General features: G+C 68.1%; 11 protein-coding genes. 9 read left to right on the forward strand and 2 right to left on the reverse strand.

Going from position 1 to position 14,522, the window contains the following annotated elements; genetic code table 11:
• Positions 1-308 precede the first annotated feature (308 nt).
• The 3 genes from ACOOHP_RS18330 to ACOOHP_RS18340 are packed head-to-tail and all read left to right on the forward strand — an operon-like array spanning position 309 to position 5,299.
• Positions 309-4,025 carry a cellulose synthase subunit BcsC-related outer membrane protein gene (locus ACOOHP_RS18330; protein ID WP_420467924.1) on the forward strand — a complete coding sequence of 1,239 codons (3,717 nt, stop codon included), beginning with the start codon at positions 309-311 and terminating at the stop codon, positions 4,023-4,025.
• 12 nt (positions 4,026-4,037) lie between these two features.
• Entirely contained in the window at positions 4,038-4,448 is a 411-nt protein-coding gene (locus ACOOHP_RS18335) for a hypothetical protein (RefSeq protein ID WP_420467925.1), read from the forward strand.
• A gap of 8 nt (positions 4,449-4,456) precedes the next feature.
• Complete coding sequence (locus ACOOHP_RS18340; RefSeq protein ID WP_420467926.1) at positions 4,457-5,299, forward strand: hypothetical protein; 843 nt, start codon at positions 4,457-4,459, stop codon at positions 5,297-5,299.
• Positions 5,300-5,394: 95 nt separating this feature from the next.
• Here ACOOHP_RS18340 and ACOOHP_RS18345 read toward each other — a convergent pair whose 3' ends face one another.
• A complete protein-coding gene (locus tag ACOOHP_RS18345; protein WP_420467927.1) occupies positions 5,395-6,309 on the reverse strand; it encodes a crotonase/enoyl-CoA hydratase family protein in 915 nt (304 codons plus the stop codon).
• Positions 6,310-6,320: 11 nt separating this feature from the next.
• A complete protein-coding gene (locus tag ACOOHP_RS18350; protein WP_420467928.1) occupies positions 6,321-7,109 on the reverse strand; it encodes a crotonase/enoyl-CoA hydratase family protein in 789 nt (262 codons plus the stop codon).
• A 118-nt stretch (positions 7,110-7,227) separates the two neighbouring features.
• Between ACOOHP_RS18350 and ACOOHP_RS18355 the strand changes: the two genes are divergently transcribed.
• The 6 genes from ACOOHP_RS18355 to ACOOHP_RS18380 all read left to right on the forward strand — a co-directional run bounded on the left by ACOOHP_RS18355 (position 7,228) and on the right by ACOOHP_RS18380 (position 14,343).
• Positions 7,228-8,382, forward strand: coding sequence for an acyl-CoA dehydrogenase family protein (locus ACOOHP_RS18355; protein WP_420467929.1), 1,155 nt, complete (start codon positions 7,228-7,230; stop codon positions 8,380-8,382).
• A gap of 12 nt (positions 8,383-8,394) precedes the next feature.
• Positions 8,395-9,498, forward strand: coding sequence for an acyl-CoA dehydrogenase family protein (locus ACOOHP_RS18360; protein WP_420467930.1), 1,104 nt, complete (start codon positions 8,395-8,397; stop codon positions 9,496-9,498).
• A complete protein-coding gene (locus tag ACOOHP_RS18365) occupies positions 9,495-10,634 on the forward strand; it encodes an aromatic ring-hydroxylating oxygenase subunit alpha (RefSeq protein WP_420467931.1) in 1,140 nt (379 codons plus the stop codon). The genes ACOOHP_RS18360 and ACOOHP_RS18365 overlap by 4 nt, the downstream gene beginning before the upstream one ends.
• Positions 10,631-11,470, forward strand: a complete 840-nt coding sequence (locus ACOOHP_RS18370) for a PaaX family transcriptional regulator C-terminal domain-containing protein (protein ID WP_420467932.1) — start codon at positions 10,631-10,633, stop codon at positions 11,468-11,470. Before ACOOHP_RS18365 ends, ACOOHP_RS18370 begins: the two co-directional genes overlap by 4 nt.
• 10 nt (positions 11,471-11,480) lie before the next feature.
• Positions 11,481-12,437 (forward strand): fatty acid desaturase family protein, encoded by a 957-nt coding sequence (locus tag ACOOHP_RS18375; RefSeq protein WP_420467933.1) that lies wholly within the window; start codon positions 11,481-11,483, stop codon positions 12,435-12,437.
• A gap of 436 nt (positions 12,438-12,873) precedes the next feature.
• Positions 12,874-14,343 (forward strand): flavin-containing monooxygenase, encoded by a 1,470-nt coding sequence (locus ACOOHP_RS18380; protein ID WP_420467934.1) that lies wholly within the window; start codon positions 12,874-12,876, stop codon positions 14,341-14,343.
• Positions 14,344-14,522: the final 179 nt, after the last annotated feature.

The raw sequence follows: 14,522 nt of genomic DNA on the forward strand, positions 1-14,522 counted from the left end.
GACCTGCTGCTCACCGTTTCTTTGCTGCTGGCTGCGGCCGGCCCGGCCCACGCGCTGACCCAGGCCGATCCCGAGGCGCTCAAGGCGCTTGTCGAACAGGGCCGATTCTGGGATGGGCGCAACCAGGACGAGCGCGCCAAGGCCGCCTGGGAGCGCGTGCTGGTCGCCGACCCCGGTAACGCCGAAGCGCTGGCGCGACTGGTGGAACTGTCGGCGCGCACCGAGGACACCGGGGCGCACGTGCCTATCTGGAACGCCTGCGCAAGGCCGCGCCCGGTTCGCGTGCGCTGGCCGGTGCCGAGGCCTACATGGCCGGCGACCGCGCCGCCGCATCCGCCACCGCACCCGATCCGGCCGCGCTCAAGCGTGCCCGCGAGGCGACCGCCCGCGAGGACTACGACACCGCGGTGGAGGCCTATCGCCAGGCCCTGGGCGGCGAACCGGCCGAGGGGCCTTACGCGCTGGAATACCTGCAGACCCTGGGCGCCACCGAGCAGGGCTGGACCGCAGCGCTGGCCGGCATGCGCCGGCTGCACCGGGCGCGACCCGACGATGCCGAGGTCGGCCTGGCCTTGGCCAAGCACCTGACCTATCGCGCCACCACGCGCCGCGAGGGCATCGAGCGGCTGGCCGCCTTGCAGAGCGATCCGGTGGTCGGTACCTCGGCGCGCCAGGCTTGGCGCCAGGCGCTGATCTGGCTGGAAGCACGTCCGTCCGATGCGCCGAGCTACCAGCGCTACATCGAAACCGTCGGCCGCGACGGCGCGGTGATCGAGAAGCTCGAAGTGCTGCGTTCCAGTCGCGACGCCCAGGCCGACGAAGCCTATGGCGCGCGCATCCGCGAGTTGTTCGGGCGCGTCGACGCCGGTGATCTCGCGGGTGCCGAAAGCGGGTTCGCCGCGCTGCTCAAGAGCAACCCGCGCAACGCCGACGCGCTTGGCGGCCTGGGCGTGGTGCGCCTGCGCCAGCAGCGCTACAACGAAGCGCGGCAACTGCTGGAACAGGCCGCCAAGCAGTCGCCGGGGACCGCCGGCCGCTGGCGCGAGGCGCGCACCGCCGCAACCTTCTGGTCGCGGGCCGAAGTGGCGGAAACGGCGCGGCAGGCTGGCGACTACGCCGCTGCCCAGTCCGAATATGCCGCCGCCTTCGCCGCGCCGCCGCCCGAGGTGCCGGATGACGTACGCATGGCCTATGTCGACGTGCTGCTGCGGCAGGGCCAGGACGCACAGGCCGAACCCATCGTGCGGCGCGTGCTGCAGAACGATCGCCAGAATCCCAATGCGCTGGCGGCCCTGCTGACCATCCTCGAACGCGCCGAACGCTACGACGACGCGATCTCCATCGCCCCGCACCTGCCACCGGAACTGCAGCCGCAGATCAATCGCATCCGCGCCGAACAGTTGCGACGCCAAGCGGTGGTTGCGCGCAACGACGGCCGGCTCGGCGACGCCGAGCGCATCCTCGACGAGGCCTTGCTGCAACACCCGGAGAATCCCTGGGTGCGGCTGGATCTGGCCGAGGTCTACCGCGCGCAGGGCAAGTCGGAGGAAGCCGCAACCCTGCTCGACGGGCTCGCCGCGACCCACGGCGACCGGGCGGAAGTGCGCTTGGCGCAGGCCTATCTGGACGCCGAGCGCAAGGACTGGGCGGCAGTGCTCAATCGCCTGCAGTCATTCACCGAAGCGGAGCGCAGCCCCGACGCCATCGCCTTGCAGCGGCGCGCCTGGGTGCAGTACCAGCTCGCGCGTGCACGCTTGGCCATGCGTCGCGATCAGCCCGGCGAGGCCTACCGCATCGTCACCGACACCCAGGCCGCCGCCACCGGCGACCCCGAACTGCTGGCCGCGATGGCCGGTGGTTGGGCCGACCTGCAGGACCCGGCGCGGGCGGTGTCGTCGATGCGCCGTGCGATGGCGGCAGAAGGTACCCAGGAGCAGCCGGCCGCGCGCATCCAGTACGCCGCGCTGCTGCTGGCCGCCGGGCAGGATGCCGAGTTCGAAGTGGTCGCCCGCGATCTGGCCGAGCGCGGCGTGCTCGACGCCAACGATCAGGCTGCACTGGATCAACTGGTGGTGGGTTACCGCGTCAAGCTGGCGGATCGCGAGCGCGTCAAGGGCGATACCGGCGCCGCCTACGTGCAGTTGCGCGACGCCCTGGCGCGCTATCCGGAAGACCCGCGGGTGCAGATGGGCCTGGCGCGCCTGCTCACCGACTCCGGCGACACCGACGCGGCAGTGAGCATTTATCGCGGCGTTCTGGATCGGGATGCGCAGAACCAGGACGCGCGTTTCGGGCTGATCGACGCCTTGCTCGCCGGCAACCGCCTGGCCGAAGCGCGCCAGGAAGTCGATGCCGGTGTGCAATCCGATCCCGAGGAGGCGCGCTGGTGGCGCGTCGCCGGTCGTCTGGCCGAGCAGGAAGGCCGGCGCGGCGCGGCGCTGCAGGCCTACCGCCGCGCCGAGGGCATCGAGCAGACCGAAACGGTCACAGACGAACCCCCGCAACTGGCATGGATCGACGAGCGCCAGCCCGACCGCAGCCTGCCGGCACCGGTGGCCGAAGCCCTGGCCATGACTTCGCCCGATGCGCTCGGACCGCTGACCCCGCGCGCGGCCGGCGTGAGCCTGCTGCCGCCACCGCAAACCGCGTCCACCCCAGCCACCGGGGCGGCGGTCGGCGGCATGCGGCTGAGCCCGGCTTTGGGCGCCGAGCGCAATGCCAGTGTCTGGCGTGCGCCGCCGCTTTCCGAGCCGGTGTGGCTGCAACCCGACCCTGGTCTGTCGGCGCCGGCGCCGGCCGCGGACGGCGGCGCGCGGGTTGCGCAGGCGCCAACCGATCCGCGCAGCCGCATCGAACGGCTGGAGTCGGTGACCAGCGGCTGGGTCGGCGGCCAGATCGCCATGCGTTCGCGTGACGGCGAGTCCGGCCTGTCGCGCCTGTTCAATATCGAAACACCGGTCACCTGGTCGTCGCGCGACACCGACTACGGCCAGTTGTCGGTGACGCTGACCTCGGTCTACCTGGACGCCGGCGTCGCCAGTGGAGACCGTCGCCTGCGCGTGGGCAGCAATGCGCTGATCGGCGGCGGCGAAGATGCGCTGACCGACGATGCCGGCGGCGTCGCGGTCGGGGTCGGCTATCGGCTGGGCCGGTTCGAGGCCGACATCGGTGTCACCCCGCTGGGCTTCGAGGAGGATCGTCTGGTCGGCGGTCTGTCCTGGGGTGTCAGTCCCGGCAACCTGCGGCTGGGGGTGAGCCTGTCCAGCCGCGCGGTCACCGAAAGCCTGTTGTCGTACGCCGGTGCCGAGGACCCGCTGCTGGGCCGCACCTGGGGCGGCATCTCGCGCAGCGGCGGTCGCGTGGATGTGGCCTACGACGCCGGCACTTTTGGCGTCTACGGTTACGGCGGCTATTACAGCTACGACGGTCGCAACGTGGAATCCAACTACCAGGGCCTGGCCGGTACCGGCTTGTTCCGGCGCTATCAGGTCTCGGCCAACCAGCTGATCAATTACGGCGTGAACCTGACGGTGTTCGGCTTCGAGGACAACCGGCGCTATTTCACCTTCGGTCACGGCGGTTATTTCAGTCCGCAGACCTTCACCGCCATCACGGTGCCGATCCGCTGGGAAGGGGTGAGCAACCGCCTGAGCTGGAACGTGGGCGCGGCGTTCGGCATTCAGACCTTCCGCGAGGACGGCGCTGCCTTCTACCCCGGTTTCGACGGCTTGCAGGAACAACTCGAGTTGCTGGCCGAATCGCTGGCCGATCCGGAGCCGGGCGAACCGGAAGTGCAGCTGGTTACCGGCTATGCGTCGCAGCGCAACACCGGTGTGGCCTACAGCTTCAACGCCCTCACCGAATACCGGGTGGCGCCGCGCATCACCGTGGGCGGCCTGATGTCAGTGGACAACGCGCGTGATTTTCGCGAAGTCCAGGCGCTGGCTTACCTGCGCTACTACTTCACCGATCAGCCGCGCCGGGCCTTCGAGCCCGACCCGGTCAAGCCCTTCTACCAGTATTGAGGCCTGCCGAGCATGAAACGATCACGGAGCTTGGTCTGGTGCACTGCATGCTGTCTGGCGGTGCTGGCGCTACCGACGACGTTGCCGGCGCAGCCGGCGGCAAACCAGGCTGAGCCCGCGCATCCGCAGTTGCTGTTGCGCTCACTGGAACAGCGCCTGGGCGCCAATCCATTCGATCCGGTGTCGCTCAACAACCTGGCGGTGATCCGCATGGCCGAAGGCGATCCGCTGGCTGCCGCGGAGTTGCTGTCGCGCGCGGCCAAGCTGGCGCCGGAACATCACATCATCGGCGACAACCAGCAGCAGCTGAACCAGTGGCTGTCGCGGCGCCTGGAAGCCGGCGACGTCCCTGCCGCCGCCGAAGCCGACGACACCACCCGTCCTTTCCCGCCGGAACCGCCGCCAATCTGGCCGCGGCCCTGAGAACCGCCATGCTCCTGCCTACGCCCCCCCAACCTGCGCGCTACCTTGCCCGCGTGGCCTGTTGCCTGCTGCTGCCGGTGTGGGTCGCCGGCTGCAACTCCAACATCGATGACATCGGCGTGCCGGACCTGGAAGAACCCGAGCTGAGCCCGGTCGGTGTCTACACCGGCCGCACCACCTTCCAGACCACGCCGGACGAAGTCCCCACCACGGCGCTGCTCGACAGCACCGGTCGCATATTTTTGATCGCCGACGACAACCGCTATCTCGCCGCCGGGCTCTATGAGACCGCCGGTCGCGGCATTACCGCGCCGATCCGCTTTCATCTGCTCAGCGGTGTGCCGCCGCCGCTGGACCCCGAGGAAGAGCCCGACACCACGCGGATCGCCGATCTGGTCGGCACCTTCGCGCCGCTGTCCGATCTGACCTCGATCTATCTGCGCGAGGACGGTGAGGCGGGGGCAGTAAACCTGACCTGGAGTTCGCAGACGCGCCTGGGCTCGCGGCTGGAGCGGCTGGATGGCGACTGGGCCGAACCGGATGCCTTCGGCGACAACCTCACCCTGTTCAGCTTCGACGAGACCGGGATGTTCACCGGCTTCGACCGCAATGAGTGTCTCTACACCAGCGGTCGCGCGAGCCTGATCGACTCCGAATTCAACATCTACCGCGTGCAGTTCACCCGCGCCTGTCCGCCCGAGCCGGGCGAACAGCAGCAACCGCCAGAAACCTTTGTCGGGCTGATGACGCGACTGGAGCGGGTGGTCGGCGGGCGCGACACCCTCCAGCTGCTCATCGCTGCGTCGAACACCGACAGCGCGCTGATCTTTCGCCTGATTCCGGCGCCATAGGCCACCCGTCGGCGCTCGTGTGTGGCGGACCGCAGCTCGCGGCTTGGGCGGGGTGTCGATGAAGGCGCAATGTCCGCGCCTACAACGAGAATGCTCTATCCCTTGAACGTGGACATCCCGAAATCGCCGAACGGTTCGTCGCGCTCGCGCACCGCCTGCTTGAAGCCGGCCTCCGCCGCGCGCTGCTGGAAGGCGTAGCCCTCCCGGGTGTGGCGGGTGATGCCGTCGAACACGGTACCGATCAGCTGCGTCGATTGCAGGCCCTGGTTCATCACGCTCTGGTTGAGCAGCAGCTTCATCATCACCAGCTGGTTGATGGGCATGCGGGCGATGCGGTCCAGCAGGTTTTCGAAACGAGCGTCGAGCTGATCCGGCGGCGCCGACTCGATGGCCAGGCCCCACTCCCTGGCTTCCTTGCCCGACAGGCAATCGCCGGTGAACAGCAGGCGCTTGGATTTTTCCAACCCGATGCGGTGAAACCAGATCGAGGTCGTCGGCGAGCCCCAGACCCGCGCGGGCGGATAGCCGATCTTGGCGTCGTCCGCGATCACCAGCAGGTCCGAGCACAGCGCCATGTCGGTACCGCCGGCGACGCAGAAGCCGTGCACCTTGCACACCACGGGCTTTTCGCTGTGAAACAGGCTCATGAAGCCCTTCACGTTGCGACTCATCATCGCGTAGTCGGTCACCGGGTCCCACACCGAGGACGGGTCGTGGTTGGCCGCAATCACCGCCGGGTCCAGCGGCGTGCCGGCGCTGCCGGCGTCGCCGAAACCCTGCGCCTGCATGTCCTGCGCGCTGTCCACCAGGTCATAGCCGCCGCAGAAACCGCTGCCATTGCCGGCCAGCGCGATCACGTGCACGCCCGGATCGAGGTTGGCGCGTTCGACGCAGGCGGCCAGTTCGCGCGGCAGGTCCATGGTGATGCCGTTGCCGCGGGTCGGACGATTCAGCGTAATGCGCGCGATGCGGCCGGTGATCTCGAAGGTCAGCGTCTTGAGCGTATCCATTCGGCTCTCCTTCAGAACGTGCCGTGACGGCCCGCGCCGTCCTTGAACCGCGTCGCACCCGCCACGGTTTCGCCGGATTGCAGGGTCTTCATGCCGTGCTCGAACTCGTTTGCGATCGCCGCGGGTTCATCAAAGCCCCACTGCTCGTAGGCGCTGCGCCGATCACCGCGCATGCAGGTCTGCGGGAAGGCCGCGATCTCCAGCGCCAGCTTTTCTGCCACCGCCAACGCCTGGCCGCGCGGCGCGAGGCGATTGGCCAGACCCATGCCGTAGGCCTCGCGCGCGTCGACCGGTCGGCCGGTGAGAATCAAGTCCAGCGCGCGGCTCATGCCGATCAGGCGCGGCAGGCGCACGGTGCCGCCGTCGATCAGCGGCACACCGAAGCGGCGGCAGAACACGCCGAACACGGCGGTTTCATCAGCCACGCGCAGATCGCACCACGCGGCCAGCTCGATGCCGCCGGCCACGCAGTAGCCGTGCACCGCTGCGATCACCGGCTTGGAGAGTTGCAGGCGGGTGGGCCCCATCGGTCCGTCGCCCTCGGGATCCATGCGATTGACGCGCGCGGCGTCACCGCTTGAAACGGCCTTGAGATCGGCACCCGCGCAGAAGTGCCCGCCCTCGCCGGTGAGAATCGCAACGCGCAATTCGGCGTCTTCATCGAACGCACGGAAGGCGTCGGCAAGCGCCTGCGCGGTCGGCCGATCCACGCAATTGCGCACGGCCGGACGATTGATGCTCACGATCAGCAGCGGTGCCTTGCGCTCGATCCGCACGCGAGGTTCATCAATCTGGGTCATGCGGTTCACCCGTCCGAGTCTGGTTCAACGATATTACACCCCATGACATTGAACGCTGTTCCGCGTAATGTCCGGAGCCGCATATATTTCTCCCCCCAACCCGATCCGGGAGTGACCCGTGAACTTCGATTACTCACCCGAGGACCAGGCTTTCCGCGCCGAGGTGCGCGCCTGGATGCAGGCCAATGCGCCGCGCGACGCCAGTGGCAAGGCCACCGGCATGCGCATTGGCAAGGAAACCCAGTTTGCCTGGGAAAAGAAGCTGGCCTCGAAGGGCTGGCTGGCCTGGAGCTGGCCGAAGGAATTCGGCGGCACCGGCTGGAGCGCAACGCAGCGCGAGATCTTCGACACCGAGCGCGCGCTGGCCGGTGCGCCCTCGATCATGCCCTTCGGCGTGATGATGCTCGGTCCGGTGCTGATGCAGTTCGGAACAAAGGAGCAGCAGCAGCGCTATCTGCCGAAGATCGCGCAGGCCGAGCAAGTGTGGTGCCAGGGCTATTCCGAACCGGGTTCGGGATCTGACCTTGCCAGCCTCAAGACCCAGGCCCTGCGCCAGGGCGACAAGTACGTGGTCAACGGCCAGAAAATCTGGACCACACAGGGCCATTGGGCCGAATGGATCTTCTGCCTGGTGCGCACCAGCACCGACGGCGCCAAGCAGCAGGGCATCTCCTTTCTGCTGATCGACATGAAGACGCCGGGCATCGAAGTGCGGCCGATCCTGACCATCGACGGCCACCACCATCTGAATGAAGTCTTCTTCACCGACGTCGAGGTGCCGGTCGAAAATCTCGTCGGCGCCGAGGGACAGGGCTGGACCATCGCCAAGTACCTGCTCGGCCACGAGCGCACCGGCATCGCCGCGGTGGGCGACAGCAAGCGCCAGCTGTCCTGGCTCAAGGAATCGGTCGCGCGCGACGTGGCGCTCAAGGACGATCCGCACGCGCGACGCCGCATCACCGAGCTCGAAGTGGATCTGATGGCGCTGGAGTACACCAACCTGCGCACCCTGGACAGCATGTCGCGCGGCCACGCGCCGGGGCCGGAGTCCTCCGGCCTGAAGATCAAGGGCACCGAGTTGCAGCAAGCGATCACCGAGGTGCAGCTGGAACTTGGTGGACACGACGCCATGCCCTGGCAGAGCGAGATCGACGGCGACCCGGTCTATCGCGCAGCCAACACACGCTACAACTTCCTGCGCGCCTGCACCATCTACGGCGGCAGCAATGAAATCCAGAAGAACGTGCTGGCCAAGGTTCTGATCGGACTCTGAGGAACGAACACCATGGATCTTTCATTCAGCTCCGAGCAGGAGCTTCTGCAGGACAGCGCGGTCAAGTTCGCGGCCAAGGGCTATGGCTTCGACCAGTACAGGAAATCACTCGCGGCGCCCGGCCAGTGTGATCCGGCGATCTGGAAGCAGATCGCCGAGTTCGGCTGGATCGCGCTGGCGGTGCCTGAGGCCGCCGGCGGCCTGGGCGGATCGACCGTCGACGTTGCGCTGGTGGCCGAGGCGCTCGGCGCCGGGCTGGTGATCGAGCCCTATATCAGCGGCGCGATCCTGCCCGCCGCGATCCTCGCCGCCGGCGATGCCGCGAAGCAGGAGGCGACGCTGAACGCGCTGGCCACCGGCGATGCGCAGCTTGCCGTCGCCTATGCCGAGCGTGGCGGCCGCTTCAATCCGGCGCACTGCGACACCACGGCGACGAAATCGGCGACCGGCTACACGCTCAGCGGCGCCAAGCACTGTGCGTTCAACGCACCGAACGCGACGCAGCTGATCGTCTCCGCCCGCAGCGCGCAGGGCATCGAGCTGTTCCTGGTGCCGCGCGAGGCCAAGGGGTTGTCGCTGCAAGGCTATGACGTGCTCGGTGGCGGTTCGGCGGCAGACCTGAGCCTGGACGTGGTGCAGGTCGGTGCAGACGCCCGCATCGGCACGCTGGCCGCGCTGGAAGCCGGCCTCGACAAGGCCGCCGCGGCAGCCTGCGCCCAGGCCCTCGGCGGCATGAAGGCCCTGCTCGAACGCACCAGCGCCTATCTGAAGACGCGCAAGCAGTTTGGCGTGCCCATCGGCACCTTCCAGGTGCTGCAGCACCGCCTGGTCGACATGTTCATCGAGGTCGAACAGTCGCGCTCCATGGTGCTGCTGGCGGCGGCCAAGGCCGACAGCGCGGACGCAGCCGAGCGCGCGCGCTGCGTGTCCGCCGCCAAGGCCTACGTCGGCAAGGCGTCGAAGTTCGTCGGCCAGCAGGCGGTGCAGCTGCACGGCGGCATCGGTGTCACCGAGGAGCTCGACATCGGTCACTACTTCCGCCAGCTCACCGCGTTCGGCACGCGTTACGGCGATCGCGACTTTCACCTGAATCGATTCGCGAGCCTGGCTGCGTGAACTCCGCGACCACCGCTGCGCTGCTGGCGCGAGCCCGCGCGGTGCTCGCCAGCGGCCAGCCGGAGATGGGCGAGGCGATGGCGACCTCGCCCGTCACGCGCTACCTCGATGACGCACGCCTGCAGCGCGAGCGTGCCCTGATGCGTCGTCATCCGCAGGCGGTGGTCGCGGCCAGCGTGTTGCGCGACGCCGGCAGCTGGTGGTCGGGCGATGTGCTCGGTGCGCCGTTGCTGGTCGCGCGCGATGGCGACGGCGTGCTGCACGCGTTCCTCAATGTGTGTCGGCATCGTGGCGCGCGCGTGGTGGCGGCGGGGCAGGGGTGCGGGCGCGAACGTTTCGCCTGTCCGTATCACGCCTGGACCTATGCGGCGGACGGCCGTCTGCGTGCGCTGCCCCGGGCCGAAGGCTTTCCGGACCTGGACCCCGATCAATCCGGCCTGCGCCGTCTTGCCGTCGCAGAGCGTGCCGGTCTGGTCTGGGTGATTCCGGACCCGGCCGTTGCCGACGCGGACGTGCGCGCGATGCTCGGCGCCTACGCAGAAGAGTTGGAGAGCTTTGGTCTGCACGATCACGTCGCCTACGGCCAGCGCGACATCGAGCTGCGCTGCGACTGGAAACTGATCGTGGAAGGCTCGTCCGAGGCCTATCACTTCAAGATCGCGCACCGCGAAACCATCGCGCCGCTGTTCGTCGACAACCTGCAGATCGTCGACGAGGACGGACTGCACCGGCGCATGTTCATCGTCAAGGAAGCGCTGCGCGAACAGCCGGCGCCTGCGCAGCCTGAACCGCGCGCGGTCGGCAACATCCTGTACTACCTGTTTCCCTCGACGATGGTGCTGGTGCAGCCCGACCACGCCCAGGTCACGCGTATCGAGCCCACCGCGCTCGGCCGCACGCAGGTGTTCGACATTGCGCTGATCCCCGCCGCGCCGGGCAACGATCGCGCGCGCAGCCACTGGGATCGCAATGTGCAGCTCTACCGCGACACCCTGGCCGAAGACTACGCGCAGATGGAAGCGATCCACGCCGGCCTGGAATCCGGCGCCAACCGCGAGCTGCGCTTCGGCCGTTACGAATTCGCGCTCGCCCGCTTTCATGTACAGCTCGACGCGCAACTGGCGACGGGCACGTGAAGCCCAAGGCGCGCCACCTGATCCTGGACCTGTTGCAGGCGGCGGATGGCGAAGCGCTGTCCGCACGCGATGCCGTGACCGCCTGCGCATTGTTCGGTATCAGCGCCAACAACGCGCGGGTCGCGCTGGCCCGCCTGTCCGCCGACGGCCTGATCGAGGCCGCCGAGCGCGGCAGCTATGCGCTGAGCGCACGCGCGCACGAACTGGCCGACGACGTCGCCACCTGGCGCACCGCCGAGCAGCGCGTGCGTCCTTGGAGCGGCAGCTGGATCGCGGTGCACTGCGGCGCTCTGGGTCGCAGCGATCGCAAGGCCATGCGCAATCGCGATCGGGCGCTGGGCATGCTCGGCTTTCGCGAATTCGAGCGCGGTCTCTACCTGCGCCCGGACAACATCGAGCGCGATCTCGATGCGGTGCGCAAACGCCTGTACCGGCTGGGCCTGGAACGCGAGGCCAGCGTGTTTCTGGTCAGTGGCCTGGAACCTGCGCGGGACGCGCGCGTACGCCGGTTGTGGGACGGCCGCGCGTTGAACCGCCAGTACCAGCGGCTGCAGAAACAACTCGAAACCTGGCTGCGCCAGTGCGACCGTCTCGATCCGCAAACCGCGGCGCGCGAAGTCTTTCTGGTGGGTGGACAGGCGATCCGCCAGATCGTCTACGACCCCTGGTTGCCCGACCCGCTGGTCGACGCGCAGGCACGCCGCGCCTGCGTCGACACCGTGCGCCGCTTCGATCGCGTCGGCCACCAGCTCTGGCGACGCTTGTACGAAACCACCACCGGCGCGCCGGGGCCCTGGGCAGGGGCCGCGCGCATGGCTGACACGCTGAACGCCTGAGAACTCCGCCATGACCGAAACTCTGCGATTGACCCGAACGCTGACGCGCGAAGAAATCCAGTCCTGCACGCAGCGTTCAGACCTGATCGGCGGCTGGGCGCTGTTGTCGGTGTGGATCGGCATCGCGGCGATCTTTGCCGTGCTCGCGCTGTGGCCGAATCCGCTGACCTTCGTGCTGGCGGTGATCCTGCTGGGCGGGCGTCAGCTGGCGCTGGCGATCCTGGCGCACGAGGCCGCGCATCGCACCCTGTTCGCCACGCGCGCCCTCAACGACACCGTGGCGGACTGGTTTGCGGCGCGATTCATCTGGAACGATGTGGCGCGCTATCGCGAACACCACATGCGCCATCACGCGCACACCGGTCTGCCCGCCGACCCGGATCTGAGCCTGGTGCGGCCGTTTCCCACCACGCGCCGATCTCTGATCAAGAAATTCTGGCGCGACCTCAGCGGCCAGACCGGCCTGCGCCGCATGGGTGCGCAGCTGCTGATGGACACCGGCGTGTTCAAGTACACCGTGGCCGCCGAGGTGGAGCGCATCCCGCGCGGTGATCGCCGCTGGAACGATTACGGGTGCACCGGTCTGCGCAATCTGGGGCCGATGGCGCTGGCCCAGCTCGCGCTGGTCGCGCTGCTGGCCGCGTTCGGCCAGGCCTGGATGTACAGCGCCTGGGCGCTGGCCTGGCTGACCACCTTCAGCCTCTACATCCGTATCCGCTCGATGGCCGAGCATGCCTGCACCGAGCCGGTCGCCGACGCCCTGCGCAACACCCGCAGCACTCGCGCGGGCTGGCTGGCACGAATGACGGTGGCGCCGTTTCACGTCAACTTTCATCGCGAGCATCACCTGCTGGCGTCGGTGCCCTGGCAGCACCTGCCGCAGTTGCACCGCCTGCTGCGCCAGCGCGAACTGGTGGAGGCGCCACCGGGCTATGCCGACGTGCTGCGCACTGTCGGCGGTCGCTAGAGCTTGAACCGGGGGCTGAACGCAGTGCCGAGGACTCGAGGGTTTGGTTGCTTTGGACCGGTCCGGAATCGACGGAATTTCGCAGCAACCTGTCGAGAATTCCATAAATAAATGGCGAGGCGCCCCCTCTCCCTCTGGGAGAGGGGCAGGGGTGGGGGGCCGCGCGGAGCGCGGCTGGCGGCGCCTGGCGCGCAGCGAAGCTCGGCTTCGCCTCGCGCCCTCACCCGGCGCTCCGCGCCGACCTCCCCCGAAGGGAGAGGTGAGCAAGGCATCAATCATTTGCGTAAGCCTCAACAGGGCGATCGGTGGCAGCCGTTGTTGGCCTCCCGCGTGATCGCCCGCAGACCCGGGCACCGTCATATACGGATTGACCCGTGTATGGCGAGCGCGCCAAGCGTGGCACCCTTGGTGTCGAAGCTCCCGAAAGAGACGCACCATGAAACAGCACCCCGAATCGGCTCCCATCGTCATCGTCGGTGCCGGCGTCAGCGGCATCGCCACCGCCATCCGTCTGCGCGAACTCGGCATCGAGGACTTCGTGATCCTGGAACGCGCCAGCGGGCCCGGCGGCACCTGGCACAACTACCGCTATCCGGGCCTGTCCTGCGACATCCCCTCGCACCTGTACTGCTTCAGCTTCGAGCAGAAGTCGGACTGGACCCGCACCCACGCCGGCCAGGAGGAGATTCGCGAATACCTTGCGCACTGCGTGGACAAGTACGGCATCGGCCCGCACATCCGCTACGACGTCGAAGTGGTCGGCGCGCGATGGGACGACGCTGCTCGCCAGTGGTGTCTGGATCTGGCCGACGGCCAGCGCCTGCACGCCGGGGTCTTCGTCAGTGCCATCGGCATGTTCAACGAGATCCAGCGGCCCGACATCGAAGGGCTGGATGACTTCGGCGGCCAGACCCTGCACAGCGCGCGCTGGCCGGATCACGTGGACCTGCGCGGCAAGCGCGTGGCGGTGATCGGCACCGCGGCCAGCGCCGTACAGATGATTCCGGAACTGGCCAAGCAGGCGGCGCGTCTGCTGGTCTATCAGCGCACCGCGAACTGGGTCTTCCCCAAGGAGGACCGCATGTTCTCCACCGGCGAACTCGAACGCTTCCGCCAGGACCCTCAGGCCGGCCTCAAGCTGCGCCAGGAACTGCACGACTTCTTCGAGCTGTTTCTGCCGTTCGACAATGCCGATCTGATGCAGATGGTGGCTGACAAGGCGCGCGCCAATCTCGACAACGTGGTGGACCCCGTGCTGCGCGCAAAGATGCTGCCGAACGTGCCGGTGTGTTCGCAGCGGCCCTTGTTCTCGGACGATTACTACCCGACCTTCAACCGCCCCAACGTGGAGTTGGTGACTGCGGGCATCGAGCGGATCACTGCCGCGGGCATCCGCACTGACGATGGCATGGAACGGCCCATCGACGTGCTGGTGCTGGCCACCGGCTATGCCGCCAACAAGTTCCTGTCGGTGATCGAGGTTTGCGGGCGCGACGGTTTGCGGCTGGCCGATGCCTGGCGCGAGGGCGCGCAGGCTTACCTGGGCATGACCACCAGCGGCTTTCCCAATCTGTTCATGCTCTACGGCCCCAACACCAACAACGGTTCGATCATCTACATGCTCGAACAGCAGGCCGCCTACATCGCCAACAAGATCGCCTGGATGCGCGAGCACGACATCGAGTGGATCGACGTGCGCCGCGAGGCGATGGACCGCTACAACGAAGAACTCCAGCGCGATCTGGACGCAGTGGAAGTCTGGCGCACCCCCGCCACCCGCTACTATCGCGCCGCCTCGGGGCGCATCGTCACCCAGTGGCCGCACAACATGGGCGCCTACCAGGCACGCACGCGCAAGCCGGATCTGGAGGCCTTCGAGATCGCGCCGGCGAACGCCGTCGCCTGAACCGTGGTCTGACACGTCGCCGGACGAACGCTGGGGATCGCGGCGCGTACCGCCAGCGATCCATGCCGCGCAGTCGACTGGCCGGCGCAGCCGCGTGATGCGGCCGGGGCCGCAGGTCATCGGTTCGTTGTACCTCCAGGTTCGTGCGCGGTCCTGCGCGTCTCAGCTGCACCCGCCAT

It is taken from the genome of Panacagrimonas sp. (assembly GCF_965216805.1).
Taxonomy (GTDB): Bacteria; Pseudomonadota; Gammaproteobacteria; order Nevskiales; family Nevskiaceae; genus Panacagrimonas.

Coding starts and splice junctions, on each gene's coding strand:
- ACOOHP_RS18330 (WP_420467924.1), top strand. CDS start 309: ATGGCCGGCGACCGCGCCGCCGCATCCGCCACCGCACCCGATCCGGCC.
- ACOOHP_RS18335 (WP_420467925.1), top strand. CDS start 4,038: ATGAAACGATCACGGAGCTTGGTCTGGTGCACTGCATGCTGTCTGGCG.
- ACOOHP_RS18340 (WP_420467926.1), top strand. CDS start 4,457: ATGCTCCTGCCTACGCCCCCCCAACCTGCGCGCTACCTTGCCCGCGTG.
- ACOOHP_RS18345 (WP_420467927.1), bottom strand. CDS start 6,309: ATGGATACGCTCAAGACGCTGACCTTCGAGATCACCGGCCGCATCGCG.
- ACOOHP_RS18350 (WP_420467928.1), bottom strand. CDS start 7,109: ATGACCCAGATTGATGAACCTCGCGTGCGGATCGAGCGCAAGGCACCG.
- ACOOHP_RS18360 (WP_420467930.1), top strand. CDS start 8,395: ATGGATCTTTCATTCAGCTCCGAGCAGGAGCTTCTGCAGGACAGCGCG.
- ACOOHP_RS18375 (WP_420467933.1), top strand. CDS start 11,481: ATGACCGAAACTCTGCGATTGACCCGAACGCTGACGCGCGAAGAAATC.
- ACOOHP_RS18380 (WP_420467934.1), top strand. CDS start 12,874: ATGAAACAGCACCCCGAATCGGCTCCCATCGTCATCGTCGGTGCCGGC.